Raw genomic sequence first — 25609 nt, forward strand, 5'->3', positions numbered from 1 at the left:
TGCAAGGCTTATGCCCTCGAACGAGCCAAGCCATGCCAGGGCGCATGACGGCGCGTTCGTTAACTCCCGGTGACGTACGCCCCTCGGGGCACCCCGGACTACGCGGGGCACCCCGGTTGTTCAGCCTCCGTAACGGCGGTGTCGCGCCGCGTAGTCGCGCAGCGCGCGCAGGAAGTCGACCTGGCGGAAGGCCGGCCAGAAGACTTCACAGAAGTAGTACTCGGAGTGGGCGGTCTGCCAGAGCATGAATCCGGACAGCCGCTGCTCGCCGCTGGTGCGGATCACGAGGTCGGGATCGGGCTGGGCACCGGTGTAGAGGTGCTTGCCGATGAGGTCGACGTCGACGCGGTCCGCGAGGTCCTCCATCGAGGTCCCCTTGTCGGCGGCGTCGAGGATCATCGCGCGCACGGCGTCGGCGATCTCCTGGCGGCCGCCGTAGCCGATGGCGACGTTGACGACTATCCCCTCGACATGGGCGGTGGCCTCCTCGGCCTCCTTGAGGGCCGACTGCATCGGGGAGGGCAGGATGTCCCGCGTCCCGACGTGGTGCACCCGCCAGCGGCCGTCGGCCGCCAGGGTGCGCACGACGCCCTCGATGATGCCGAGGAGCGGAACGAGCTCCTCCGCGGGGCGGTCGAAGTTGTCGGTGGACAGGAGCCACAGGGTGACGACCTCGACGTCGGTCTCGGAGCACCAGCCGAGGAATTCCTCGATCTTGTCCGCTCCGGCCCGATGGCCCTGGGCGGTGGTGGAGCCGGCGGCCTTCGCCCAGCGGCGGTTGCCGTCCATGATGACCCCGATGTGCTTGGGCACCTGGTCGTGGTCGAGGTGGCCTTCCACCCTGCGTGCATAGAACCTGACCAGCAGACGGCGCAGGTTGTCGCGCAAGGTCACGTGTTGTCAGCCCCTCCGTGCGGATCGGACAGCCGCGCCCGAGCACAGTTGCTGTCCATATGGCGGTCCCCCGGGGCGAAGCCTACCCCTGCGAAACGCGGGGGCTGCCGAGGGCCCTGTGCACCCTGGCATAGGTTCGTCCCCATGAACGACCCCACTCTGTACCGGGCCGCAACGGAGCGGTACGACTCGATGGAATACCGGCGTACGGGCCGCAGTGGTCTCAAACTGCCCGCGATCTCGCTCGGCCTGTGGCACAACTTCGGTGACGACCGCTCGCTGGACTCCCAGCGCGCGATCCTGCGCCGCGCCTTCGATCTCGGCGTCACCCACTTCGACCTCGCCAACAACTACGGGCCGCCGCCCGGCTCGGCGGAGCTCAACTTCGGCAAGCTGCTGAAGGAGGACTTCGCCCCCTACCGGGACGAACTGGTCATCTCGACCAAGGCGGGCTACCTCATGCACCCCGGCCCCTACGGCGAGTGGGGCTCCCGCAAGTATCTGCTGTCCTCCCTGGACGCCTCGCTGCGGCGGATGGGCACGGATCACGTCGACATCTTCTATTCTCACCGCTTCGACCCGGACACCCCGCTGGAGGAGACGATGGGCGCGCTCGCGTCCGCCGTCCAGCAGGGCAAGGCGCTGTACGTCGGCGTCTCCTCGTACAGCAGCGAGCAGACGGCGGAGGCGGCCCGGATCCTGACCGGCATGGGCGTCCGTCCGCTGATCCACCAGCCCTCGTACTCGATGCTCAACCGCTGGACCGAGGACGACGGCCTGCTCGACACGCTGGAGTCGGCCGGGATGGGCTGCATCTCCTTCGCTCCGCTCGCGCAGGGCCTGCTCACCGGCACATACCTCCAGGGCATCCCGGAGGGCTCGCGCGCCACCCAGGGCAAGTCGCTGGACCCGGGCCTGCTGAGCGAGGAGGTCGTGCGCCGGCTGAACGGGCTGAACGCCATCGCGGCCCGGCGCGGCCAGTCGCTCGCCCAGCTCGCGCTCACCTGGGTGCTGCGCGACCAGCGGATGACCTCCGCCCTCATCGGCGCGTCCAGCGTGCGGCAGCTGGAGGAGAACCTGGAGGCACTCGCGGCCCCGGAGCTCACGGACGAGGAACTGAAAGAGATCGACACGTTCGCGGTATCGACCACGGGCACGAACATCTGGGCCCAACGGCACTGAGTCACCGGAATCCCGGGCCGCGCGGGGCGGCCCGCCCGGGGGGCGCACGGGGGCGCCTGCCGGACGGGCCGCCGCGGGCACAAAAAACGGGCCGGTCCGTGGGGGGGGAGACGGACCGGCCCGAGGGGGGGTTTCCACCATAACCCTTCGTAAGTGATGCTGCGTGCATCCGCGTGCCACAACTACTCTCCGGAGTCGTCCGGCGACGCCATGATGAGCATGGAACCATGGATTCCGGGTGTGATCATGGCTGAATCACGGCTGATTCAAAGGGATTCACGGAGGATCGACAGAGATCCAATGGGTCTGTGCGCGTTCTGGGGACGTGGAGCCGACTTGTCCACACATACTCCGGGCGGGTGATCCGCGTGGCGGCCCCGGGCTTGACCACCCCGCTAACTTCGCACGCATGGCCACCTTCACGACGGACACGACGCAGGGGACGTCCGAGCCGGTGCCCCTGGAGCTCGCCACCACGGCGCGGGCCCGGCGGCGGGGGCTGCTCGGACGCCCGGGGATCGAGGGCGCGCTGCTGCTGGCCCCGGCGAACTCGGTGCACACCCTGGGGATGCGGTTCGCGATCGACGTCGCCTATCTGGACCGGTCGTCGCGGGTCCTGGCCGTACGCACGATGCGCCCGGGCCGGCTGGGGCTGCCCCGGCCGCGGGCCCGGCAGGTCCTGGAGGCGGAGGCCGGGTCGATGGAGCGGTGGGGTGTACGGCGCGGCACACGGATCACGGTCCGGCACGGCTGACGTCACGTCACCGGGCAGGGCAGCACCGCGCAGCCCCCTCCTCCGCGCGGTGCCGCACGCGCAGCTTTGCTGACGCGAATTACCTTGGCCTGAACTTACGTGAGCCTGACATCGCTGACGACAGCCGCCGGATAACGATGTGGAAACCCCGTGCGGATCTTCGGCACACGCCGCGCCGAAGCAGCGGTCCCTCGGCCCCGATCGGGGGGCGGACACCTCGCGCCGAGCGCCCCTCATTGGGAGGTTTTCGGTCAATCTGCTCGGGCGGGCCCTGATCTCGGCCGGAGGCCTTGCGGGCCGGGGACCGAGGGGCTGGAGAACCGGCGCACACCTTCCGGGACGCCCGGGAGGCCGGGGAACCGGGGGACGGACGAGTCGGCGGTCCGGACACCGGCGGGACCGTCGCGACCGGGCACGGGCCCGGACACGGCCTAGGCGGTGTCGCGTTCGTAGCGCAGGAGGGCCACGCCGTTGCCGAAGGTCCGCGACTCGACGAGGCGGAGGTCGGTCGGCGCCTGGGCCTCGGGGAACAGCGGTTTGCCGTCCCCGATGAGCACGGGGTGCACGTACAGCCTGATCTCGTCGACCAGGCCGAGCCGCAGGAACTCGGCGGCGAGATCGGCGCCGCCGAGCGCGAGGTCCCCGCCCTCCTGCGCCTTGAGCGCCCTGATCTCCTCGGGCACGACCTCCCGTACGACCGTGGTGTGCCCGGTGCCGCGCTCCAGCGTCCGGGAGAACACCACCTTGGGGATGTTGCGCCAGATCCCGGCGAACTCGGCCATCTCCGGGCTGATGTCCGGGTCCTGGTCGGCCGTCGGCCAGTAGGAGGCCATCAGCTCGTAGGTCACCCGTCCGGACATCAGGGCGCCGAAGCCTTTGACCAGGTCGTTGAAGTGCTGGTGCAGTTCGGCGTCGACCCGGTGCCAGTCGATCTCGCGGTTCGGTCCCTCGATGTATCCGTCGAGGGACACCGACGACATCAACACGATCTTCCTCATGGCTGGCTCCATCGACCTCGCGCGCGACCCGTTCGTCGGGGGCATGCTGCCAGGAGGCCGGGCCCGGGAGAAGGTGACGCGCTCGTCAGGCGCTGTTCCCGCCGGCGGCGCCCCTCGGGAAGGTCACCTCCACCCGGCGGTTCTTGCGGCGGCCCTGTTCCGAAGTGTTGTCGGCGATCGGGTAGTCCTCGCTGTAGCCCCGCACCTCGAAGGTGATGTCCGACTCCGCGGAGCCGAGCGCGGCGGCCAGCCGGTCGTGCACCTGCTCCGCGCGCTTCTTGGAGAGGGTCAGTCCGTGCGCGTACGAGCCGAGGTTGTCCGTGAACCCGAAGACGCGGACCGTGGTCGCGTGCTGGGCCTTGATCTCGTCCGCGATCGCCTGGATACGGGACTGGGAGTCCGGGTTGAGCGTCGAGCTGTCCTTGGGGAAGAGGACCTCCGCCTGGAGCGCGAAGGTCACGTCCGCGTTGGTGTCCTCCCGGCGTTCCTCTCCGCCCAGGTCCTCCACGACCGACTTGATGTCCAGCACCTTGGCGGGCGCGAGGGTCGCCCCGTCGGCGAGCTTGAGCCCGGGGCTGTTGGCGTCGACCTCGGGCGGCGGGGAGGTGGTGACGCTGCCGGGCGGGGCACTGGGGTCACCGCCGTCCGCGTGCGCGGGGCCCGGGAGGCCGAGGGTGATCAGCACGGCGAGGGCCGTGAACGTGGTGGCGGCGACGCGGGGCGGGAGGGCCATGGGTCAGCCCTCGGAGATCTCGATGGAGGCGGGTGGCATGGAGCCGACCTGGAAGTCGACGGCGGTGATTCCGGCGGGGGGTGCGGGGAACTGGGCGAACCAGTCGGCCGACTTGCCGGCGTCCACACCGCCTCCGTCGAACTTGGTGCACAGGCAGCGCCCTTGGGTGTCCCGCAGGACCAGGTACTTCTTCTTGCCCTTGCTGTCGGTCAGCGAGGCTCCGGCCATGGAGGCGCCGTTCCTACTCAACTCACGCTCGTCGCCTCGCCAGTTCGCGGCGACCCAGAACTGGCCGCCGCCGTTGGTCACCGTCCCGCTGACCGTCACGAATCCGCCTTGGTCCCGCACCGCCGAGGTGATCGTGAGGGTCACGTCGTCACCCTTGACCTCGGCCAGCACTTGGTCCTGACTCGCCGTCGGCGACGCCTGGTTCGCGGCATCGCCGCCCCCTTTGGCCGCCTGGGAGGAGGACGAGGCCGCCTTCGGCTTGTCACCTCCGTCTCCCCCGCCGCAACCGGACACCGTGAGGAGCAAGCCCGCACTGATCGCGACCGCGGCCATGGCCCTGCGGCCCTTCATGGTGTGCCGGAGATCCATCGGTACGGCTTCCTCTCACTCGGCCAGATGCACTGAGAACAGCACGGACGCGTCGGGAAGGTCGTCCGAATGGAAATGTTCGGGATCGATGTCCACACTGTGCCCAGCACAGTTCAACTTCACGAGCTTCTTGGGATCCGCGTCGGTCGCGAATGTGCAGCGCGGCTCGATGACCGCGGTCGCCTGGGCCGTGGCATGGCGGTTCTCCGTGCCCGGAATGATGGAGGCGCCGACCGTGTAGCGGGTCTCGATGGTCACGTGATAGCCGGGGAAGCCGTTCACGGCGGTGGGCTGGGCCCCGCCCTGCACCGTCGCGTCGTTCTCGGCGGCCAGCCGGTCGGCGGCGGCGGACGCCCCCGCGCCCTGGAACTTGTCGCCGTCGAGCCAGTCGAGCCAGTGGTCGTCCGTGCCGATGGCTCCCGCCAGCCCCTTCATGAGCTCGTCGCGGGAGTCCTGTGCGGCCGCCAACGCGGCAGCGTCCGCCGCGGATTGAGCTCCATTGCGGGCGGACGCTGCTTGGGCGAAGGCGAAGAAGGCGAACGCGGCGAAGAGCAGAATCCCCGTCAGCCAGATGTAGATGGGGAGGGTCTGCCCCCGGTCGCCGCTGACCGATCGGGTCAGCCGCCGGTGACCTGGGTGACCGCGTTCCTGATGGCGCCGGAGATCATTCCGTCCAGGCCGATCTGGTCGATCAACGTGAAGATCCCCGCGATGATGATCATCAACCCCGCGTACTCCACGAACCCCGCCCCCGCGTCCCGGTGGGCGCCCCGCGTGCGGGCGATCACCGTTCGGGTCCATGTGGTGAACCTGTTCATCAGGACTGCCCTCCCTGTCGAGGCCACTAACGACCCGAGCACCGTACGTGAGAACACGCCTACCGCGAGTGGGCCCAGGGGCCCAACTTCGCTGGTGGGGAGCCCGGGGCGGAGTCATCGGCTCCACCCCTCGTGCGTCGTCCCCAGCCAGTGGGCGATCGCTTCACTGCGCGAAGAACTGTGCAGCTTCGCGAAGATGCGATTGATGTGGTTCTTGACCGTCTTCTCCGCGATGAAGCAGGTGGCGGCGATCTGGCGGTTGTTCATGCCGGCCGCGATGAGGTCCATCACCTCCACCTCCCTTGAACTCAGGCCGAACTCGGACTGATGGACGCTGTGGCGGTGAAGTCCCGCCGCCGGTAAGGGCCGAGCCCCCGAAGACTGTGCCACAGACGATTGCAGATGCGAAGAGAATGAGGACGGTTGGTACGAAACTCCGAGTGAATCCGGGACAGTCGGGCGCCCGTGGCGTACGTCCCGCACGGCGGCGATGAGTTCGGCCGCCGTGAACGCGCCATGGACGAGATAGCCGGACGCGCCCCTGCGCAGCGCTTCCGCCACGACCTCGGGTTCACTGCTGTACGTCAGCATCATCACAGGGGCGATGGCGCACAGTTCGGGCAGCGCGGTGAGGCCGTCCGTGCCGGGCATCCGTACGTCGAGGAGGACGACGTCCGGGGTGAGGAGGGCGGCACGGTCCACCGCCTCCGCCCCGTCGCGCGCGGTCGCGACGACCGCGATGTCGGGGTGCGCGTCCAGCAGCGCGGTCAGTCCGGCCCGTACGACGGGGTTGTCGTCGGCCACCAGGACACGCAGGGACGGGCCGGAAAGTGCCTGGTCAGGCATGTGCGGCCTCCTCTTGGGAAGTGGGGGGAACGGGAAGGACGGCCGTCGAAAGCGGGAGGGTCAGCCGAACCTCGGTGCCCCCTTCGAGGGGCCGGTCCAGCGCGATGAGGCCCCCCGCGCACGCGGCGCGTTCCGTCATGCCGAGCAGGCCGAAATGGCCGGATCTCGTCCAGGCGGCGAGCGTCGCGGGGGTCGTGGGCCCAGGCAGACCCACCCCGTCGTCCCGGACGAGCAACGAGAACCGCCGTTGCGACACGTCGAGTTCGACCGTCACCGTGCTCGCCTCGGCGTGACGGTGGGCGTTCTCCAAGGCCTCGGAAACGATCGCGAGGACATGGTGGGCCGCGGTGCTGGGCAGGACCGGACGCGCGCCCCGGTGCCGCACCGCCGCGGCCACACCGGTGCGGGCCTCGAAGTCGGCCGCCATGGAGTCGAGTTCGGGACCGAGGTCGATGTCCGGGTCGCCGAGGTCGGTGTGCCGCCGCAGGTCCGACAGGAGGGTACGGGACTCGGCGGCGGCCAGGCGGGCCGCGTCCGCGACCGTGGCCGCCTGCCGTTTGAGCGCCCTCGGGTCCCCGTCGTCCGCGGAGGCTGCCAGGGCCTCCGCGGCCAGCGCGAGCCCGTACAGCGTCTTGGCCACGGAGTCGTGCATCTCCCGTGCCAGGCGCGCCCGTTCGGACTCCACGGCCTCCGCGACGGCGAGCCTGCTGGTCGCCTCCGCCAGCGCCTGTCCCGCCGTACCGAAGCGGAACAGCAGATTGCGCAGGGTCACTCCGATGATGCCGGCGCCGACGCAGAAGCCCGCGATCAGCAGGGTGTTGGAGCCCGCGCCCGGCCGGTGTTCCCAGGCCCTGAACACCGTGAGCAGCACGAAGAGCTGGAATCCGGTGAAGACGCCCGCGCCGCGCCAGCCGTACAGCAGGCCGGACAGGAGCGGGGTGCAGACCGTGGCGTAGGCGAGGGGGGAGGCCGGGGACGCGGTCAGGAGCAGGACCGCGCCGAAGGTGAGGTCCAGGCCCATCAATGTCGGGTGGGCGAGGAGGCGGGGGCCGAAGCGGTCCCAGTCGCGGAGCATGGCGTACGAACCCATGACGCCGAGGACGGCCGCGGCGAGGACCGCCCAACGCAGCAGGCCACCGCCGGCGTTCGTCATCGCGAAGGGGGCGCCGACCACGATGGCCGCGAGACGGACCGCGAAGGCCTGACGGCACAGGGCCTGGAGGGCGTTGAGCTGGAGGCGGATGCCGCCGGGCGCGGGCGCGTCGTCCGCGAGGTACCCGGTGCCCCGGTCCCGGCCGCGCGCGAGCCGGAGCGACCGGTGCGCTCGGCTTCGCGCGAGCCCGAGGGCCCGGCGCAGGTGCTCGTGGACCGCGTGCCCCCGGCCCCCCTGAAGCCTGTTCATCAGCGCCCCAGGATCGAGCCGAAGTTGGTGCCCGAGCCGAGGAACATGCCCGTCGCGATGAGGATCATCGTCGCCGGGAGCATGAACACCAGGGTGACCATCGTGGCCTTGGGGATCGTCTTGGCGGCGCGGCGGCGGGCGTTCTGCGCGTCGGTGCGGCGCATGTCGGTGGCCAGCTGGATGAGGGTCTCGGCGATCGGGGAGCCGAGTTCCTCGCCCTGCTGGAGCGCCGAGACGAACTGGGCCACCTGCTCGGAGGAGTTGCGCCTGCGGAGCTCGTCGAAGGCCTGGCGGCGGCTGACGCCCATGTCCATCTGGCGCAGGGTGATGCGCAGTTCGTCCGCCCAGGGGCCCTCGTACTTCTCCGCCACGCGGTCCAGGGCCTGCCGGAAGCCGAGGCCCGCGGAGACAACGACGGCGAGGACGTCGAGGAAGTCGGGCAGGGTGCGGTCGATGACCTCCTTGCGCTCCCGGACGGCCTGCCAGATGAGGGCGTCCGCGGCGACCAGCCCGAAGGCGAACGTGAGCACGGCGAAGAGGAGTTGGCCGTTGGAGAGGAACACCAGGCCGAGGACGACGCCGAAGACCCCGTACACCGCGCGGCGGGCGGCGTAGCGGTTCAGGGTCAGACCGCCGGGGTTGCCGGCCATGTCGATGCGCCGGCGTTTGGCGTCCACGCGCCGGGGGCCCATCAGACGCAGGACGGTGGGCGCGAAGCGCATGCCGAGACGGTCGACGGCCGAGTCGGCCACCGAGACACGGGTACCGCCGACCTCCAGGGCGAGCTGGAGGTCGCTGGGGAGTTTGACCTCGGAGCGGATCATCCGGACGCCGAGGAGGACGCCCGCGACGGCCGCGCCCATCAGGACGGCGAGCAGCAGCGGCAGCATGGTGACCCCTCCCTCACACTTCGATCTTGCCGAGTCGGCGGATGACGAAGAAGCCCACGGTGTAGAGCCCGAGGGCGAGCAGGACGAGGCCCTGTCCGAGCGCGGAGCCGGTGACGCGGGCGAGCGCTCCCTCGTTCGAGGAGTTGATCAGCACGAGCGAGCCGATGCCGAGGAAGGGGACCGTGAAAGCGGTCGCGTTGACCTCGGAGAGCATCGTGCGGACCTCGCGGCGGGTCTCCTTTCGGTCCTCCAGGGTCTGGGTGAGGTTGCGCAGGGAGCTGACGACGGAGCCGCCCGCCTTGTTGGCGAGGACGAGGGTGGTGACGAGGACGATCAGCTCGCGGGAGGGCAGGCGTTCGGAGAGTTCACCGAGGGCGTCGTCGATCGTGCGGCCCAGCATCAACTGGTCGGCCACATGGGCGAGTTCCTCGCCCGCCGGGGCTTCCAGCTCCTCCGCGGCCATGGCGAGGGCCGTGCGCAGGGCGAGGCCCGCCGCGGTGGCGTTCGCCAGCAGGCGGGCCACGTCGGGGAGTTGGTTGATGAATGCCTCGATGCGTTTCTGGCGCTGCCAGTTGAGGAAGACGGCCGCGCTCCAGCCGCCGAGGATCGCGGCGATCGGGCCGAAGAAGGGGGCCAGGGTGGCGGCCGCGATCAGCCACAGGGCGACGACCACGGCGGTGACGTAGGTGAAGAACTCTCCCGCCGTGAGATCGAGTCCCGTGGCCGTCAGGCGCAGGTGGATCGTGCGGCCGAGGCGGGTGCGGCGCAGCCGGCGGTCGACGCCCGCGAAGCGGCGTGCCCGGCCGCCGTCCGTGTGCGGCCGGCCGCCGCCGGAGAGCCGGTCGAGGAGGTCCCGGCGCTGGGCGCGGCCCGAGGCGTAGGTGTGGACGCCCGCGACGGCGAGCGTGCCGCCGAGGAGCGTCCCGCCGAGGGCGAGGAGTGCGGGGTCGTTCATGGCTGCCTCCCTTCGGGGGTGAGCGGCGCGGGGGCGGCCGGGTCGACGGCGGCCCTCACGCGGGCGAGCCGCGCGGGCACGGCGGGCTCGGAGGCGGGGTGACCGACGCCGGGGAATCCCGCGGTCGCGGACTTCGCGGCGGGGAGTCCCGTGGTCGCGGGCATCGTGGTGGGGGGCGTCATCCGATCGCCTGCCTCGTGTTCAGTACGTCGATGGCGTCGGCGACGCCGAAGGCGGGCGGCAGCGGCTCGCCCGCGACGTACAGCTTCTCCGCGACGGGGCGTGGCAGCGGCAGGTGCTCGAAGTGTCCCCGCACCGCCCGGTCGGCGCCGACCGGGCGGGACACGAAGCGGGTGACCGGGGTGACGCGGAACTGTTCGCGGCCGTGCGAGACGAGCAGCGCGACCTCCGTGACCTTGCGGGAGCCGTCGGCGTGCCGGGACAGCTGGACGACGACGTCGACGGCCGAGTTGATCTGGTCCTTGAGCGCCTCGAAGGGGATCTGGACCTCGGACATCGAGCCGAGGGTCTGGAGGCGCATGAGGGCGTCTTCGGCGGAGTTGGCGTGGACGGTCGCGAGCGAGCCGTCGTGGCCGGTCGACATGGCCTGGAGCATGTCGAGGGTCTCGCCGCCGCGGACCTCGCCGACGATGATGCGGTCGGGGCGCATGCGCAGGGAGTTGCGGACCAGGTCGCGGATGGTGATCTGGCCCTTGCCCTCCACGTTCGGGGGGCGCGATTCGAGGCGGATGACGTGCTCCTGCTGGAGCTGGAGTTCGGCGGAGTCCTCGATGGTGATGATGCGCTCGTGCGAGGGGATCAGGCCGGAGAGCGCGTTGAGCAGGGTGGTCTTGCCGCTGCCGGTGCCGCCGCTGACGATGACGTTGAAGCGGGCCCGGACGAAGGCCGCGAGCAGCATGAGCGTCTGTTCGTCGAGGGAGCCGAGGCCGATGAGCTCCGGCAGCGTGTACGCGCGGGGGAAGCGGCGGATGGTGAGGGTGGGGCCGGTCAGGGCGAGCGGCGGGATGATGACGTTGACGCGTTCGCCGGTGGGCAGGCGGGCGTCGACCATCGGATTGGACTCGTCGACACGGCGGTTGACCGTCGAGACGATGCGTTCGATGGTCTGCATGAGCTGTTCGTTGGACGCGAAGCGCAGCGGCAGCTGTTCGACGCGGCCCGCCCGCTCGACGAAGATCGAGTCCGGGCCGTTGACCATGATCTCGGTGATGGACGCGTCGGCGAGGAGCGGTTCGAGGACACCGAGTCCGAGTGCCTCGTCGACGACCCTGCGGATGAGCTGGGAGCGTTCGGCGGTGGAGAGGACCGGGCCCTCGCGGCTGATGATGTGGCCGAGGACGCGTTCGAGACGGACCCGGCGTTCGGCGGCCGCCAGGCTGGACATCTCGGCGAGGTCGATCTCCTCCAGGAGCTTGGCGCGGTAGACGGCGACGAGGTGCCCGTCCTCACGGGCGGGTCCCCCCTCGTCGGGGGCGGCGATGCGGGATCGCAGGCTCATGATGTCGGCTCCTCCCGGTCAGTCGTCGGTGGGCATGGTGGCGTGGCGGGTGACGTCGTAGCCGCCGAAGAGGGGAATGACACCGGGAACATGGACCTGGACCGTCGCCGTGGTGGTCTCGGCCCCCTTCTCGGGTGTGACCTTCGGGTCGAGCCATCCGCTCACGGCGGCCGTTCCCGCGGCCACACCCGCCGGGGGGCCGCCCTGCTGTGACGCGGCCCGCGCGGCGGCCCGCGCCCCGGAGCCCGCCTGGTTCACCCCGTACCCGATGAGCCCGAGCTGGACGGCCGCCAGCCCGACGAGCAGCAGGATCGGCAGGAACCCGACGAACTCCAGGATGGAGACGCCCCGGTCGCCCCGGAGGCGGCGCGAGGGTGCGGCTGCGTGGTGGGCCGGGGGCGTGCCGGTCACCGTCCGCTGGTGCGTCCTCATCCGTCGTCCCCTTCCAGCGCCGCGCCCGCTTCGCCCCGTACGCGGAAGCCCGCGTCGAAGCCCGGGAAGAACAGCGGGACGTCGACCTTGACGGTGGCCTCCATGACGGGGCCCGAAGCGACACAGGAGATGTCCGCGCCTTTCCAGGAGCCCGGCAGATGCCGGCTCCCGGCCGCCGCGCAGGCGCCCGGGACGTCGCCGTGGACGGCGTAGGCCGCGGTGGCGGCCCGTGCCGCCTCGTCCGCCGCGTTCCCGGCCAGGGAGTACGAGTAGCCGTACAGCACGCACTGCCACAGGATCGTCATGACGACCAGGAGCAGCGGGAACATCCCGGCGAATTCGAGGGTGACCGCTCCCCGGTCGCCGCCCCGGCCGCGCAGCGAGAGCGCGCCCCGGTCCGCGGCGGAGGCCTTGCGGCGTCTGCCGCCGCCCCCGCCCTCCTGGGGGACCACGAGACCCAGGTCTCCGGCCAGGGCCCACAGCGCCTGCTTGACGGTCGAGCGGGCGTCCAGGTCCTGGAGCCGGCCCGCGTCCACGACCGACTGGAGTTCCTTGAACGCGGCGGGGATCGCGGTGCGGGCGACCTTGGTGCCGGTGACGCGCTCGACGAGGGACGGCTGGATCTCCGTACCCCGGGCGAAGCGGTTCACGACCGTCGTGGTCTCCTCCGCCTTGCGGATCTGGAGGCGGTCCCACATCCGGACCATGCGTTTGGCGGCGCGTACGGCGATGACGTCGGGGGTGACCAGGAGCAGGGCCTGGTCGGCCATCTCGACGACCGCGGCGGTGGCGGAGTTCATCTGGGAGCCGCAGTCGACGACCACGACGTCGTGACGCGAGCGCAGCGCCCCGAGGACCTGGCGGGCGACCCGGTCGGTGACCTCCTCGCCGCGTTCGCCCTCGGCGGGGGCGAGCAGCAGGGCGACGCCGCTGTCGTGGGTGTAGACGGCGTCCTGGAGGACGCGCGGGTTGATGTCGGTGATGGCCGCCAGGTCGGCCACCGACCGGCGGAACTGCACATCGAGGTACGAGGCCACGTCGCCGGACTGGAGGTCCAGGTCGAGCAGCGCCACGGTGCGCCCCGAGGCCTTCGCGGCCAGGGCGAGCTGGACCGCCGTGACGGTCGCGCCGACACCGCCCTTCGCGCCGGTCACGGTGACGACGGTGCCGCCGGGGCCCGTGTACAGCTCGGGCGCGCCGCTGTGCAGATGGCGGCGCATTCCGGCGGACCAGGCCGCGGCGGCCTGGACGCGTTCGGCGAGGGCGTCGTAGCCGAGCGGGAGGCCGACGATCCCGCGGGCGCCCGAGTCCATGGCGGCGGTGAGGACGCCGTTGCCGGTGTCGGCGGTGATGAGGACGACCCCGACGGCCGGGAAGCGCATCACGAGGTCGCGGATCAGGTCCAACGCCGGTACCGGGCCGATGCGTTCGTGCACCAGGACGACTTCGGGGAGCTCGTCGAGGGACTCGGCGGCCAGGCGCGCGAGCGTGTCGAGGAGGGCGGTCGAGTCGGGTACGGGCGGGGCGGGTTCGGTGTCGGCGAGCTGGCTCAGCAGGGTGGTGAGCGCGCGGGCCGAGTCGATGTCTCCGACGGCGGGAAGGATACGGATGGTCATCGGCGAAGCTCCTCGCTCGCGTACCGTGCGCCGGTCCCCGTGCCCGGTGCCGTGGCGGCCGGCGCTCCGTGCGTCGCGGAGCCGGGACCCGTCGGCGGCCGGGTCCGCGTCGCAGGCGCCGGCCTCGTACGCGGCCCTGGGCACCGCCCCGTGGGCATGGACCTCATTGCGCGGCCTCCTACTTGTCCTCGTCGAGGGTGTACGTACGGTCGCCGGGCGCCACGGTCGTGGCGGAGCCGCCCGCGACCAGGGCGAGCCGGACGTGCTCGGCGAACGACTCGGCGTAGGCGACGCGTTGGGCGTCGGCGGTACCGAGCGCGAAGGTGATCGGGACGGCCTGGGCGGCGCTGTTGCGCCGGTCGGCGCTCGACTGGTCGGGTTCGAGGGCGGTGAGTTTGCCGACGTCGATGACGCGGGCGTTCGCGACGATCACCTTGGACTGGTCCCGGCCCTTGTCGTTCTGGGCCTTGAAGGTGGCGTAGATGTTGACCCGCGAACCGGGGTCGATCTTGCCCGCGACCCCGGTCGACGCGTCGATCATGATGGCGATCTCCTGCTGCCCGGCGCCGAGTTGCGGCTTGTCCACGATCATGTCGGCCTGGAGCAGGGAGCCCTTCTCCAGGCGGGTGACGGCGATCTTCCCGCGGATCCGGGCGAGGTCGGTGACCGCGGTGGACGACAGCCACCGCTCGGGCATCGAGATCTTCTCGAACTGGTCGGCCGACAGCTCCTTGTAGGGCGCGATGTCGTTCTTGAGGCGGTACGCCGTGACCTCCGGGCCGACCTTGGAGTTCACGTCGCGGACCACCGAGAGGACTCCGGCGAAGGCGCCGATGGCGCACAAGACCGAGAGAACCAACAGGATGACGCCGCGGCGCTGGCGCGAGTTCACTGAATCTCACCTCGTGGGGCGGTACCGGGGACTGGACCGGGCTGTCGTTCCTGGGCGGGACGGTGGTGCCTGGAGGGGCGGTGGTGCCTGGTGGGGCGGCGGGGCCCAGGGGCCTAGGTGGCACCCCGGGGAAGGGCGCGTACCGGAGAGGCTGCCCGGACGGCGGGGGCCGGATGCTCCTCGGCGGAGGCCGGCGGCAGCGGGGCGGCGCAGAACCCGCAGCGGTCGCCGATGAGTTCGAGGCCGCACCAGCGGCACTCGTCGCGCCGGACGGAGGAGACGAGCTGGTAGAGGACCGAGACGTCGTACAGTCCGGCGGCGAACTCGACCAGCTTGTTCGTCCCCCACCAGCGGACCGACTCCGCGGGCAGCGGGACGGTCGCGGCGCCCTGGACCTGCCAGGCGGGCGCGAGGGTGGAGGTGACCCAGTCGGAGGGCGGCTGGCCCGCGGCCGAGAGCAGCCTGGTCCCGAACTCCGGCCCGGGCAGGTCCTCCTGGCCGACCCGGATCACCTCGGCCCGGGGATTGGCGAGTACGGCGAACTGGGCGCCCGGGACCCATGACTTGGCGTGCGACTTCAGGGAGACCGGGACCCGGTCGAGCTTGGTCACCGAGCCGAGCAGGGCGCCCGCGTAGATGTAGTGGGCGAGCAGCCGGGCCGCCGAGGCGAGCACGCCGGGGCTGAAGTCGCAGACCGAGAGCTGCCGCAACTGCTGGGCCAGCAGGGCGATTCCGAGCGGCGGCAGGTCGATGCCGAGCAGGGCGATGCGGTCGCTCTCCAGGACGGAGCGGACGGTGTGCAGTCGCTGGGTGACGGTGCTCTCGGTGCCGGACGGGTAGAGGGAGATGACGTACCCGTGCTGTTCGATGAGCGCGTGCATCCCGGTGAGGGAGTCCTCCAGGGTGCCGAGCGGCTGGACGACCGCCGGCGGGGTCTGCCGGTCGTGCGGCGGGAGCACCAGATCGGGACTGGTGACGGCTATCGCGGTCGGCACGCTGCACACACCCCGTTCGCTGCGGCGGGGTGGTCAACCACCGCCTCAGATCGCCCCTTTGTCGCCACAGAGCGCTCACGGACGGTCCTTGTACGGCCGCGGATCGCCACTGTGACGCCCTCTTGCATCAGCACCATATCCACGGCATGGCCCGCTCAACACAGAATCTCCGAGATCATCTCACCGAAGGTGCGGGCGTGATCAACGGAGAGTAAGCCGCCGCAAAACAACTGGGCTCTCCCATAAGGGTGTTGAGAATGCCGCAGGGCTTGACAACCCGATTGGTCTGGACCAACTTGTATCCACCGGCGGTGGCCACCGTTCCGTTCCCCCTCCCCTCCCCCACCTCTCCCTGGAGGACCCAGTGGACCGCGTCATCCGTATGCCCGGACGGAGATGGGCGGGAGCCCTCGCCGCCGCCCTCACCGCATCGGTGGTCACCCTCACGGGGCTGGCCGGCCAGGCCCAGGCCGCCGACGTCAACAACGTCAAGAACGGCGGCTTCGAGTCCGGCCTGAGCAACTGGACCTGTTCGGCGGGCAGCGGCACGACCGTGTCCTCCCCGGTCCACGGCGGCGCGGCCGCCCTGAAGGCCACGCCCGCGGGCCAGGACTACGCCCAGTGCTCGCAGTCCGTCGCGGTGAAGCCCAACTCGACCTACACGCTGAGCGCCTGGGTCCAGGGGTCCTACACCTACATCGGGGCGAGCGGCACGGGGACGACGGACGTCTCGACCTGGACGCCCAACACCACCTGGACGCAGCTCTCGACGACCTTCACCACCGGCGCCTCGACCACGTCGGTGACCGTCTGGACGCACGGCTGGTACGGACAGCCCGCCTATCTCGCGGACGACGTCTCGGTGTTCGGCCCCGACGGCGGCGGTGGCGGCGACCCGGCCCCCACGGTCCCGGCGACCCCCGCGGGCCTCGCCGTGTCCTCCACGACCTCCTCGTCCGTCTCCCTGGCCTGGAACACGGTGTCGGGCGCGACCGGCTACAACGTCTACCAGGGCGGCTCCAAGGTCCAGGCGGTGACCGGGACGTCGGCGACCGTCTCGGGGCTCAGCGCCTCCACGGCCTACTCGTTCCAGGTGAGCGCGACCAACTCGGCGGGTGAGTCGGCGAAGTCGTCGGCCGTCACCGGGACGACGACCGCGTCCGGCGGTGGGGGCGGCGGCGGCACGGTGCCCGCGCACGCCGTGACGGGCTACTGGCAGAACTTCAACAACGGCGCGACCGTGCAGAAGCTCTCCGCCGTGCAGTCGCAGTACGACATCATCGCCGTCGCCTTCGCGGACGCCACCGGCACACCGGGCGCGGTGAGCTTCACGCTCGACTCGGCCGGCCTCGGCGGCTACACGGTCGACCAGTTCAAGGCCGACATCAAGGCGAAGCAGGCAGCGGGCAAGAAGGTCGTCGTCTCCATCGGCGGCCAGAACGGCACCATCTCCGTGAGCGACTCCACGTCCGCCACGAACTTCGCCAACTCCGTCTACTCCCTGATGCAGACGTACGGCTTCGACGGTGTGGACATCGACCTGGAGAACGGCCTCAACGCGACTTACATGTCCCAGGCGCTGCGATCCCTGTCCGCGAAGGCCGGCTCGTCCCTGGTCATCACCATGGCCCCGCAGACCATCGACATGCAGTCCACCTCGAACTCCTACTTCCAGACGGCGCTGAACATCAAGGACATCCTCACCGTCGTCAACATGCAGTACTACAACAGCGGTTCGATGCTCGGCTGCGACGGCAAGGTCTACTCGCAGGGCTCGGTCGACTTCCTGACGGCGCTGGCCTGCATCCAGCTCCAGGGCGGTCTCGACCCGTCCCAGGTCGGCCTCGGCCTCCCCGCCTCCACGAGCGGCGCGGGCAGCGGCTACGTCTCCCCGACGATCGTGAACAACGCCCTCGACTGCCTGACCAAGCTCACCAACTGCGGTTCGTTCAAGCCCTCCAAGGCCTACCCGGCCCTGCGCGGCGCGATGACCTGGTCGACGAACTGGGACGCCTCGGCGGGCAACGCCTGGTCGAACGCGGTCGGTCCGCACGTGCACTCCCTGTAGTGCCCACACCGCCTCTTCCCCCACTCCCGGCGGTGTCCCTCCCGGCCCCGCTCGCCGCAGCAGTCGCGGCGAGCGGGGCCGGCGCCGTTGCCGCTGCGCGCGGCGGACACCGTCGATGCCGCCCGGCGGTCGGGCCGGTGCGGTGCCGCCCGGCGCGGCCGATTCCCGCCGCCGTCCCTTTGTCGTCTCTTGACCTGCTCATGCCAGAACCCTCACCATGAGCGCCACACCCGCACCAGGCACGTCACCTTGAGCCACTCCCCAGCTCCGCTCCCCCACAATTCCGGAGATCCCGGGATTACCGGAGAAACAAGGAGACTCCATGCGATTTCGTCCACGCGGCAGCGCACGCGCCGACGGCAGGGGCAGAGGCGGCCGACGCTCCTCCGCCCTCGCCGTCCTCGCCGCGCTCGCCCTCGCGGCTCCCCTGACCGCCACCGCCACCGACGCCACGGCGAGCGGGGCCAGGGCCCTTCGGCCCTCGCCCGGCGACGTCGGGCAGTACGAGATCCACCAGAGCTCGACCCCCGCCTCCCGTACCGAGATCCAGCGGTCGGGGGTCACCGTGGACGAGGCCGACCGGGAGACCGTCGTCGTCTCGGGCCGCACGGACCAGATCGCCGCGCTGCGCCGGCAGGGCTACGACGTCACACCGCTGGGCGCGGCGCCCGACCGCTCCGCCGCCGGCGACGTACGCCTGTTCGACTTCCCGACGGCGGACGCGAAGTATCACAACTACGCCGAGATGAACACGGAGATCGACCAGCGGCTCGCGGCCTATCCGGCCATCATGAGCAAGCGGGTGATCGGCAAGTCCTACCAGGGCCGGGACATCGTCGCCATCAAGGTCAGCGACAACGTGGCGACCGACGAGAACGAGCCCGAGGTCCTGCTCACCTTCCATCAGCACGCCCGTGAGCACCTCACGGTGGAGATGGCGCTGTATCTGCTGCGCGAGCTCGGGGCCGGTTACGGCAGCGACTCCCGGATCACGAACATGGTGAACAACCGCGAGATCTGGATCGTCCCCGACCTCAACCCGGACGGCGGCGAGTACGACATCGCGAGCGGCTCCTACCGTTCGTGGCGCAAGAACCGCCAGCCCAACTCCGGTTCCTCGTACGTCGGTACGGACCTGAACCGGAACTGGAACTACAAGTGGGGCTGCTGCGGCGGCTCTTCGGGCTCGACGTCCTCCGAGACCTACCGCGGCGCGTCGGCCGAGTCGGCGCCCGAGGTGAAGGTGGTCGCCGACTTCGTGCGCGGACGGGTCGTGGGCGGCAAGCAGCAGATCACCGCCGGGATCGACTTCCACACCTACAGCGAGCTCGTGCTGTGGCCGTTCGGGTACACCAGCTCCGACACGGCCACCGGGATGACGGCGGACGACGCCGCCGCGTTCAAGGCCATCGGCCAGAAGATGGCCGCCAGCAACGGGTACACGGCCGAGCAGGCCAGCGACCTCTACATCACGGACGGCTCGATCGACGACTATCTCTGGGGCACCCAGAAGATCTTCGACTACACCTTCGAGATGTATCCGACGTCCAGCTCCGCGGGCGGCTTCTACCCGCCCGACGAGGTCATCGAGCGGGAGACGTCCCGCAACCGCGACGCGGTGCTCCAGCTCCTGGAGAACGCCGACTGCATGTACCGGTCCATCGGCAAGGCGGCTCAGTACTGCTCGTAGGGGACCGCGTGCCGGCCGCGCCGGTCACGGACAGGGGATCCGCGCGCCTTCCTGACGGGGCGCGCGGATCCCCGTACCGCTTACGGCTTCTCGGCCTTGTCCTTCACCTCGGACGCGGGCTCCGACTCTTCCTCGGACGCTGACTCCGACTCGACCTCGGACTCGGACGCGGCCTCGGCGGCCGTCCCGCCCTCGGTCTCGACCTCGGTGTCGGCCACCGTCTCGGGGGCGGCCACCGCCTCGGTGTCGTCCTCGCCGTCCTCGAAGTAGGCGTCCAGGACGGCGTCGAGCTGCTCCTCCCACTCCTTGAAGCGTGCCCGGGCGTTCGCCTCGATCTCTATCGGATACCAGCGGCGCTCCGGCGTGTGCACCGTGATGGTGAACCGCTTGCCGAAGCGCGGCGACTCCGTCTCGACCGCGCCGATCTCGTCCCAGCGGAACTCCGCCTCCTGGTCGTCCAGGCGCAGCAGGACACCGCTGTGGTCGGCCCGGATCGAGGCACGCCGGTCGGACGCCTCGAAGACGGGGCCGTCGGGGACGGGACCGGATTCCGGCTCGGCCGCGGAGACGGTCTCCTCCGCGGCCGCGGACTCCTCCTCGACGGTGGTCTCCTCGGTCACGGACTCCTCCGAGGTCCCGGCGGCGGACGCCTCGGCGGACGCCGCGTCGCCGGAGGCCGCCTCGTCGGAGACGGTCTCCTCCGCGGTGACCTCCTCGACGGTGGCCTCCTCGGCCTCCACGACCGCGTCCTTCGGCTCCGCCGGCACGGGTGACGTAAGCCCGGGGATGTACGCCGGGTTCACCGCGGCGGCGTCCAGGGGCTGGCTCTTCGAACCTATGCGCTGCTCCACAGCGGGAAGTATGGTCGAAGATCCTGTGCGGGGCACAGCCAGGCCCGAATTGGCGATGCCTCTGTTACACGAAGGGACTCATCCGAGGACGGCGAGGACGTCGATCTCGACGAGGAGTCCGGCCGGCAGGCCGACGTAGACCGTCGTGCGGGCGGCGGGGGGCGCGGTGAGGTCCTGCTCCTCGAAATACCTGTTGTAGATCTCGTTCATCTCGGCGAAGTGCCCGGTGTCCGTGAGGTAGACGCGGATCATCATCGCGTCGTCCCAGCCGGAACCGCCCTCTTCGAGGATGGCCTTGACGTTGGCGAGCGTCTGGAGGGTCTGCTCGCGCAGGGTCGGGCCCGCGGGCGTCGGCGGCCGGCCCTCCTCGGCGGGCAGGAAGCCGACCTGACCGGCGACCTGGAGGATGTTCCCCTTCCGCACGCCGTGCGAGAACCGGGCGGGCGGGGTGGTGTGGGTCGCGGGAGTGAGGGCGGTCTTGTCGGTCATGCGGTGCTCATTCCTTCGGGTCCGTGGTGGGGGTCTTGCCGGAGTATTCGCGGCTGACGGCGTCCGCCGTACGGCGCACCAGTGGCAGCAGGGCCAGGAGTTCCTCGGCGGTGACGACGACATTGGGCGCGGAGAGCGACATGGCGGCGGCGACACGCCCGTCGGCACCCCGGACGGGGGCGGCGACACAGTTGATGGATTCCTCGTGGCCGCCGAGGTCGGTGGCCCAGCCTTGCTCGCGCACCGCCGCCAGCTCCTTGAGGAAGGCGGAGGCCCCGGGCGTCGAACGGGCCGTGTACATCGGGTAGTCGAGCCGCTCGGCGACGGCGCGGCGCTCGGCCTCGGGCAGGTCGGCGAGGAGCAGTTTGGCGACCGCGGCGACGGTGATGGCGACGGGCTTGCCGATCCGGGAGTACATGCGCACCGGGTAGCGGCTCTCCACCTTGTCGATGTAGAGCACCTCGTTCTCCTCGTACACGGCGAGGTGGACGGTGTGCCCGCAGCTCTCGTTGAGGCGGACCAGGTGGGGGTGGGCGATCTCGCGGACGTCGAGGTTCTCGACGGCCTCCTGGGCGAGCGCGAAGAGCCGGGCGCCGAGCCGGTAGCGCTGGTCGGACTGGCGGTACACCAGGCCGTGTTCGTGCAGGGTGCGCAGCAGGCGCAGAGCCGTGGACTTGTGGACGCCGAGACGTTCGGCGACCTGGCCGAGGTCGGCGGGGCCCTCGGCGAGCAGCGGCAGGATGCTCAGCGCTCGGTCGACGGTCTGGCTCATGGCGTACGTACCTCCTCGGCGGCCCGTGCGTCGGCTTCGGTCCAGCCGGGGCCGAGACGAAGTGTCCCCCAGGCACGGTCGTCGAGAGCGGCGAGCCGGTCGGCGTGCCCCCGGGCGGGGGGCTCGGCGAGGTCGCCGGGGACGGTGAGGGCGGCGGCGGCCGTCAGATGGCCGTGCCGCAGCCGGTCGCGGGCTGACAGGCCGCGCAGGGTGGCGGAGAGGAACCCTGCGGCGAAGGCGTCTCCGGCACCCACGGCCGCGACGACGTCGACCCTGAGGGCCCGCACGAAGGTGGCGTCCCCGGTCCCCCCGGGCGCCTCCTTGTCGAACACGACGGCTCCGCCCCTGCCGTACTTGACGACCAGGACGGCCGGTTCGGGCAGCGCCTCGCGGATCGCGCGCGCTCCGCGCAGGCCCCAGGCGTCGCGCGCCTCGTCGTCCCCGACGAGGACGAGGTCGGCGCCGCGGGCGAGGTCGAGCAGGACGCGCGGCCCCTCGGGGTGGCCGCGCCACAGGGCGGGGCGGTGGTTGACGTCGAAGGAGACGAGGGGGCGGTGGGCCCGGGGGGCGGTCAGCTCGCGCATCAGGTCCAGGCAGCCGCCGGAGAGCGCGGCGGTGATGCCGGACAGATGGAGCACGCGGCCGGAGCGGGCGGCGGCCAGGTCCGTGTTGGTGACCGTCATGGCGGAGGCGGCGGACCCGGCCCGGTAGTAGGCGACCTCGTGGGCGTCACTCGCCCGGTCGCCCGCGGTGCGGAAGTAGACGCCGGTCGGTCGGGCGGGGTCCCTGCGGACGGCGGAGGTGTCGACCCCGTACGCGGTGATCGCCTCCACGAGATGGTCGCCGAACCCGTCGGCGCCGACCCGGCCGACCCAGCGGGCCGGATGACCGGCGCGGGCGAGCACGCAGGCCACGTTCGACTCGGCGCCGCCGATGCCCCGCTCGAACGACGGCACGTCGGCGAGGCGCCCGGCCCGGGTGGGCAGGAAGGTGACCATGGACTCGCCGAGCGCGACCACGTCGACCGCGCCGGTGCCGGCGGCGACACCGGTGCCGAAGCCGTCGTCGAGGCCCGTGCCGGACGGCACGGCACCTTCGGGTCCGTCACTGCTCACGGTGGTCGGGGCTCCTCGCTCTGGCGGCGGTCGGCGGCGCACGGCACCGTTGACCCTGCGTCGGCTGGGATGTTAGACAGCTGTGAACGACATACGCAACGAGCATTGCGCATGATGCAACGCAACCCGACAGGCCGAGGAGGCCCCATGAGCGCCGAGACCGCCGCCGCACCCCTGGCCGCTCTCGCGGCGGAGCGCGTCGACCACCGCTTCAAGGGCCTGCCGCCGGACGCAGGCGGCCTGAGCGTCGGCGAGCTGGCCGCCCAGCGCCGCAACCTCTTCACGGACGGCTTCACCACCCCCGTCCTCGCCCTCTCCGCCGAGCGCCTGACCCACAACCTCGAACTCATGGAGACGTACGCCACCCGGCACGGACTCTCCTTCGCCCCGCACGGCAAGACGTCCATGGCGCCCCGGCTGTTCTGGCGGCAGATCGAGCACGGCGCCTGGGGCATCACCCTGGCGGTCCCCCACCAGGTGCGGGTGGCACGGGAGTTCGGCATCGACCGCATCTTCCTCGCCAACGAGCTCGTCGACCCGGCGGCGCTTCGCTGGATCGCCGCCGAGCTGGCCGCGGACCCGGACTTCGCGTTCCTCTGTTACGTCGACTCGGTGCGCGGGGTGGAGCTGATGGACGCCGCGCTGGCCGGATGCGCCCGCCCGGTGGACGTCGTCGTCGAACTCGCGGCGGGCCCGGGTGCGCGGACCGGCGCGCGGACCGAGGAGGAGTGCGCGGCCGTCGCCGACGCGGTGGCGGCGGCCGGGACGCTCCGGCTGGCCGGCGTCGCCGGGTACGAGGGCGAGGTGCCGGACGCGGACCCCGAGCGGGTGCACGCCTGGCTGCGGCGGCTGACCGGGCTCGCGGCGGCCTTCGACGGCGCCGGACGGTTCAAGGACGTCGACACGATCGTCGTCAGCGCGGGCGGCAGCGCCTGGTTCGACGCGGTCGCCGACGTCTTCGCGGAGATCCCCGATCTCTCGCTCCCCGTCCTGAAGCTGCTGCGTTCGGGCGCGTACGTCTCGCACGACGACGGCCACTACCGCCGGCTCACCCCCTTCACCCGCGTCCCGGGCGAGGGCGCCCTGCACCCGGCGTTCCGCCTGTGGTCCCAGGTCGTCTCGCGACCCTCCCCCGAACAGGCCTTCACCAACGCGGGCAAGCGGGACGCGGCCCACGACCTCGATCTGCCCTTCGCCCAGGTCGTGCGCCGCGGCGGGGACGAGCGGCCGGCGGCCGGCGTCGAGGTGACCAAGCTCTCCGACCAGCACGCCTGGCTGAGCACGGCCCCCGAGGCGGACCTGGAGGTCGGCGACTGGGTCGGCATGGGCCTCTCCCACCCGTGCACGTCCTTCGACAAGTGGCAGCTGATCCCGCTGGTCGAGGCGGACGGCACGGTCGTCGACTACATCCGCACGTTCTTCTAGAGATCCGTTCCTCCGAGACGGGAGACGCCCATGGACGACCTCGCCGACCTGGTCATCCAGGACGCGGACGTCGCCGACGGCAGCGGCGCGCCCTCCTACCGCGCGGACGTGGCGGTCAAGGGCGGCCGGATCGTCGCGATCGTCCGGGAGGCCGCGGCGGCCGGCTGCCAACGGCCGCGCGGCACGAGGGAACTGGACGCCGAGGGCCTGGTCCTGTCCCCCGGCTTCATCGACATGCACGCGCACAGCGACCTCGCTCTGCTGCGGGACCCGGACCACAGCGCCAAGGCCGCCCAGGGCGTGACCCTCGAAGTCATCGGCCAGGACGGCCTGTCGTACGCGCCGGTCGACGACCGCACGCTGGACGAGGTCCGCCGGACGATCACCGGCTGGAACGGCCCCGGCGACGACATCGACTTCGACTGGCGCTCCGTGGGCGAGTATCTGGACCGCCTCGACCACGGCTTCGACGGCCGGGGCATCGCGGTCAACGCCGCCTACCTCGTCCCGCAGGGCACCGTCCGTATGCTCGCCGTCGGCTGGCAGGACCGCGAGGCGACTCCCCAAGAGCTGGACCGGATGCGGCGGTTGGTGGCGGACGGGCTGCGCGAGGGCGCGGTCGGCATGTCCTCGGGGCTGACGTACACCCCCGGGATGTACGCCCGTGACGCCGAACTCACCGCTCTGTGCCGGGTGGTGGCGGAGCACGGCGGCTACTACTGCCCGCACCACCGCTCGTACGGGGCGGGCGCCCTGGAGGCGTACGAGGAGATGGTGGCCCTCACCCGTGAGGCGGGCTGCCCGCTCCATCTCGCCCACGCCACCATGAACTTCGGGGTGAACGAGGGGAGGGCGCCCGAGCTGCTGGCCCTGCTCGACCAGGCGCTGGCACAGGGCGCGGACATCACCCTCGACACCTATCCGTACACCCCCGGGTGCACCACGCTGGCGGCACTGCTGCCCAGTTGGGCGGGCGAGGGCGGCCCGGAGGCGCTGCTCGCCCGGCTGCGGGACGACGACACCGCCGAACGCGTCCGGCACCATCTGGAGATCCTGGGCGCCGACGGCTGCCACGGCGTCCCCGTCGCGTGGGAGACCGTCGAGGTCTCGGGGGTGAACGACCCCGCTCTCGGCGCGTACGTCGGCCGGACCGTCCTGGAGTCCGCCGCCCTGCGCGGCGAGGAACCCTGGACCACCGCCCGGCGGCTGCTGGTCGAGGACCGGCTCGGCCCCACGATCCTCCAGCACGTCGGCCACGAGGAGAACGTCCGGGCGATCATGCGGCACCGCGCGCACACCGGCGGCTCGGACGGCATCCTGCACGGCGCCAAACCGCACCCGCGCGCCTACGGCACCTTCCCGCACTATCTCGGCCACTACGTACGGGAGTCGGGCGTCCTGTCGCTGGAGGACTGCGTCGCCCGTCTCACCGGCAGGCCGGCCGCCCGGCTGCGACTGCCCGACCGGGGCCTGGTCCGTGAGGGGTACCGCGCCGACCTGGTCCTGTTCGACCCGGCGACGGTCGCCGCGGGTTCGACCTTCGCGGCACCGCGCACCCTGCCGACCGGTATCCCGCACGTCCTGATCGACGGGCGGTTCGTCGTCGAGGACGGGCGCAGGACGGATGTGCTCGCGGGACGGGCGGTCCGCCGCACGGCGTGACCGCCCGCCCTCCC

26 protein-coding genes are annotated in these 25609 nt (G+C 71.4%); 6 read left to right on the top strand and 20 right to left on the bottom strand.

The features are described from left to right. Nucleotides 1-120: 120 nt before the first annotated feature. Complete coding sequence (locus tag ACZ4AA_RS05795) at nucleotides 121-894, bottom strand: isoprenyl transferase (protein WP_467595954.1); 774 nt, start codon at nucleotides 892-894, stop codon at nucleotides 121-123. A 144-nt stretch (nucleotides 895-1038) separates the two neighbouring features. Here ACZ4AA_RS05795 and mgrA point away from each other — a divergent pair, with 144 nt between their 5' ends. Both mgrA and ACZ4AA_RS05805 read left to right on the top strand, forming a co-directional pair. Then, nucleotides 1039-2076: an L-glyceraldehyde 3-phosphate reductase gene (gene mgrA / locus ACZ4AA_RS05800; protein ID WP_467595957.1), complete on the top strand. Its 1038-nt coding sequence runs from the start codon at nucleotides 1039-1041 to the stop codon at nucleotides 2074-2076. Between the two features lie 409 nt (nucleotides 2077-2485). Then, nucleotides 2486-2830 (top strand): DUF192 domain-containing protein, encoded by a 345-nt coding sequence (locus ACZ4AA_RS05805; protein ID WP_467595960.1) that lies wholly within the window; start codon nucleotides 2486-2488, stop codon nucleotides 2828-2830. 431 nt (nucleotides 2831-3261) lie between these two features. Here the strand turns inward: ACZ4AA_RS05805 and ACZ4AA_RS05810 are convergent, their stop codons facing one another. From ACZ4AA_RS05810 to ACZ4AA_RS05880, 15 genes are all read right to left on the bottom strand, one after another. Beyond that, the gene (locus ACZ4AA_RS05810) at nucleotides 3262-3828 is read right to left on the bottom strand and encodes a dihydrofolate reductase family protein (RefSeq protein ID WP_467595963.1); all 567 of its coding nucleotides are present in this window, start codon (nucleotides 3826-3828) and stop codon (nucleotides 3262-3264) included. An 85-nt stretch (nucleotides 3829-3913) separates the two neighbouring features. Beyond that, nucleotides 3914-4561, bottom strand: coding sequence for an OmpA family protein (locus ACZ4AA_RS05815; protein WP_467595967.1), 648 nt, complete (start codon nucleotides 4559-4561; stop codon nucleotides 3914-3916). 3 nt (nucleotides 4562-4564) lie between these two features. After that, on the bottom strand, nucleotides 4565-5158 hold the full coding sequence (locus tag ACZ4AA_RS05820) for a hypothetical protein (protein ID WP_467595969.1): 594 nt from the start codon (nucleotides 5156-5158) through the stop codon (nucleotides 4565-4567). A gap of 15 nt (nucleotides 5159-5173) precedes the next feature. Next, on the bottom strand, nucleotides 5174-5779 hold the full coding sequence (locus ACZ4AA_RS05825) for a pilus assembly protein TadG-related protein (protein ID WP_467597055.1): 606 nt from the start codon (nucleotides 5777-5779) through the stop codon (nucleotides 5174-5176). Continuing rightward, a complete protein-coding gene (locus ACZ4AA_RS05830; RefSeq protein ID WP_467595972.1) occupies nucleotides 5776-5976 on the bottom strand; it encodes a hypothetical protein in 201 nt (66 codons plus the stop codon). Before ACZ4AA_RS05830 ends, ACZ4AA_RS05825 begins: the two co-directional genes overlap by 4 nt. 114 nt (nucleotides 5977-6090) lie before the next feature. After that, nucleotides 6091-6822, bottom strand: coding sequence for a response regulator (locus ACZ4AA_RS05835; protein WP_467595975.1), 732 nt, complete (start codon nucleotides 6820-6822; stop codon nucleotides 6091-6093). Next, nucleotides 6815-8224: a sensor histidine kinase gene (locus ACZ4AA_RS05840; RefSeq protein ID WP_467595978.1), complete on the bottom strand. Its 1410-nt coding sequence runs from the start codon at nucleotides 8222-8224 to the stop codon at nucleotides 6815-6817. The genes ACZ4AA_RS05835 and ACZ4AA_RS05840 overlap by 8 nt, the downstream gene beginning before the upstream one ends. Beyond that, a complete protein-coding gene (locus tag ACZ4AA_RS05845) occupies nucleotides 8224-9114 on the bottom strand; it encodes a DUF5936 domain-containing protein (protein WP_467595981.1) in 891 nt (296 codons plus the stop codon). The genes ACZ4AA_RS05840 and ACZ4AA_RS05845 overlap by 1 nt, the downstream gene beginning before the upstream one ends. A gap of 13 nt (nucleotides 9115-9127) precedes the next feature. After that, nucleotides 9128-10069, bottom strand: coding sequence for a type II secretion system F family protein (locus ACZ4AA_RS05850; RefSeq protein WP_467595984.1), 942 nt, complete (start codon nucleotides 10067-10069; stop codon nucleotides 9128-9130). Next, a complete protein-coding gene (locus tag ACZ4AA_RS05855) occupies nucleotides 10066-10251 on the bottom strand; it encodes a hypothetical protein (protein ID WP_467595987.1) in 186 nt (61 codons plus the stop codon). The genes ACZ4AA_RS05850 and ACZ4AA_RS05855 overlap by 4 nt, the downstream gene beginning before the upstream one ends. Next, entirely contained in the window at nucleotides 10248-11588 is a 1341-nt protein-coding gene (locus ACZ4AA_RS05860; protein WP_467595990.1) for a CpaF family protein, read from the bottom strand. The genes ACZ4AA_RS05855 and ACZ4AA_RS05860 overlap by 4 nt, the downstream gene beginning before the upstream one ends. Nucleotides 11589-11606: 18 nt before the next feature. Then, on the bottom strand, nucleotides 11607-12020 hold the full coding sequence (locus ACZ4AA_RS05865) for a TadE family protein (protein WP_467595994.1): 414 nt from the start codon (nucleotides 12018-12020) through the stop codon (nucleotides 11607-11609). Next, nucleotides 12017-13636, bottom strand: coding sequence for an AAA family ATPase (locus ACZ4AA_RS05870; RefSeq protein ID WP_467595997.1), 1620 nt, complete (start codon nucleotides 13634-13636; stop codon nucleotides 12017-12019). Before ACZ4AA_RS05870 ends, ACZ4AA_RS05865 begins: the two co-directional genes overlap by 4 nt. Before the next feature lie 178 nt (nucleotides 13637-13814). Beyond that, on the bottom strand, nucleotides 13815-14528 hold the full coding sequence (cpaB, locus tag ACZ4AA_RS05875; RefSeq protein WP_467596000.1) for a Flp pilus assembly protein CpaB: 714 nt from the start codon (nucleotides 14526-14528) through the stop codon (nucleotides 13815-13817). 113 nt (nucleotides 14529-14641) lie between these two features. Beyond that, nucleotides 14642-15523, bottom strand: coding sequence for a hypothetical protein (locus tag ACZ4AA_RS05880; protein ID WP_467596003.1), 882 nt, complete (start codon nucleotides 15521-15523; stop codon nucleotides 14642-14644). Nucleotides 15524-15905: 382 nt separating this feature from the next. Between ACZ4AA_RS05880 and ACZ4AA_RS05885 the strand changes: the two genes are divergently transcribed. Both ACZ4AA_RS05885 and ACZ4AA_RS05890 read left to right on the top strand, forming a co-directional pair. Beyond that, on the top strand, nucleotides 15906-17591 hold the full coding sequence (locus ACZ4AA_RS05885; protein WP_467596006.1) for a chitinase: 1686 nt from the start codon (nucleotides 15906-15908) through the stop codon (nucleotides 17589-17591). A gap of 322 nt (nucleotides 17592-17913) precedes the next feature. Continuing rightward, complete coding sequence (locus ACZ4AA_RS05890; RefSeq protein ID WP_467596010.1) at nucleotides 17914-19281, top strand: M14 family metallopeptidase; 1368 nt, start codon at nucleotides 17914-17916, stop codon at nucleotides 19279-19281. 80 nt (nucleotides 19282-19361) lie between these two features. Here ACZ4AA_RS05890 and ACZ4AA_RS05895 read toward each other — a convergent pair whose 3' ends face one another. The 4 genes from ACZ4AA_RS05895 to ACZ4AA_RS05910 form a co-directional block, all read right to left on the bottom strand. Next, nucleotides 19362-20132: a hypothetical protein gene (locus ACZ4AA_RS05895; RefSeq protein ID WP_467596013.1), complete on the bottom strand. Its 771-nt coding sequence runs from the start codon at nucleotides 20130-20132 to the stop codon at nucleotides 19362-19364. Between the two features lie 78 nt (nucleotides 20133-20210). After that, nucleotides 20211-20621, bottom strand: coding sequence for a RidA family protein (locus ACZ4AA_RS05900; protein WP_467596016.1), 411 nt, complete (start codon nucleotides 20619-20621; stop codon nucleotides 20211-20213). Nucleotides 20622-20628: 7 nt separating this feature from the next. Continuing rightward, the gene (locus ACZ4AA_RS05905) at nucleotides 20629-21393 is read right to left on the bottom strand and encodes an IclR family transcriptional regulator (RefSeq protein ID WP_467596018.1); all 765 of its coding nucleotides are present in this window, start codon (nucleotides 21391-21393) and stop codon (nucleotides 20629-20631) included. Further along, entirely contained in the window at nucleotides 21390-22412 is a 1023-nt protein-coding gene (locus ACZ4AA_RS05910; RefSeq protein WP_467597058.1) for a sugar kinase, read from the bottom strand. The genes ACZ4AA_RS05905 and ACZ4AA_RS05910 overlap by 4 nt, the downstream gene beginning before the upstream one ends. A gap of 243 nt (nucleotides 22413-22655) precedes the next feature. Here ACZ4AA_RS05910 and ACZ4AA_RS05915 point away from each other — a divergent pair, with 243 nt between their 5' ends. Together ACZ4AA_RS05915 and ACZ4AA_RS05920 are read left to right on the top strand one after the other, a co-directional pair. After that, the gene (locus ACZ4AA_RS05915; protein ID WP_467596022.1) at nucleotides 22656-23933 is read left to right on the top strand and encodes an amino acid deaminase; all 1278 of its coding nucleotides are present in this window, start codon (nucleotides 22656-22658) and stop codon (nucleotides 23931-23933) included. Nucleotides 23934-23963: 30 nt separating this feature from the next. Continuing rightward, the gene (locus tag ACZ4AA_RS05920) at nucleotides 23964-25595 is read left to right on the top strand and encodes an N-acyl-D-amino-acid deacylase family protein (RefSeq protein WP_467596025.1); all 1632 of its coding nucleotides are present in this window, start codon (nucleotides 23964-23966) and stop codon (nucleotides 25593-25595) included. The last annotated feature ends 14 nt before the right edge of the window (nucleotides 25596-25609 follow it).

The sequence above is a fragment of the Streptomyces sp. NPDC024698 genome (genome assembly GCF_055559015.1).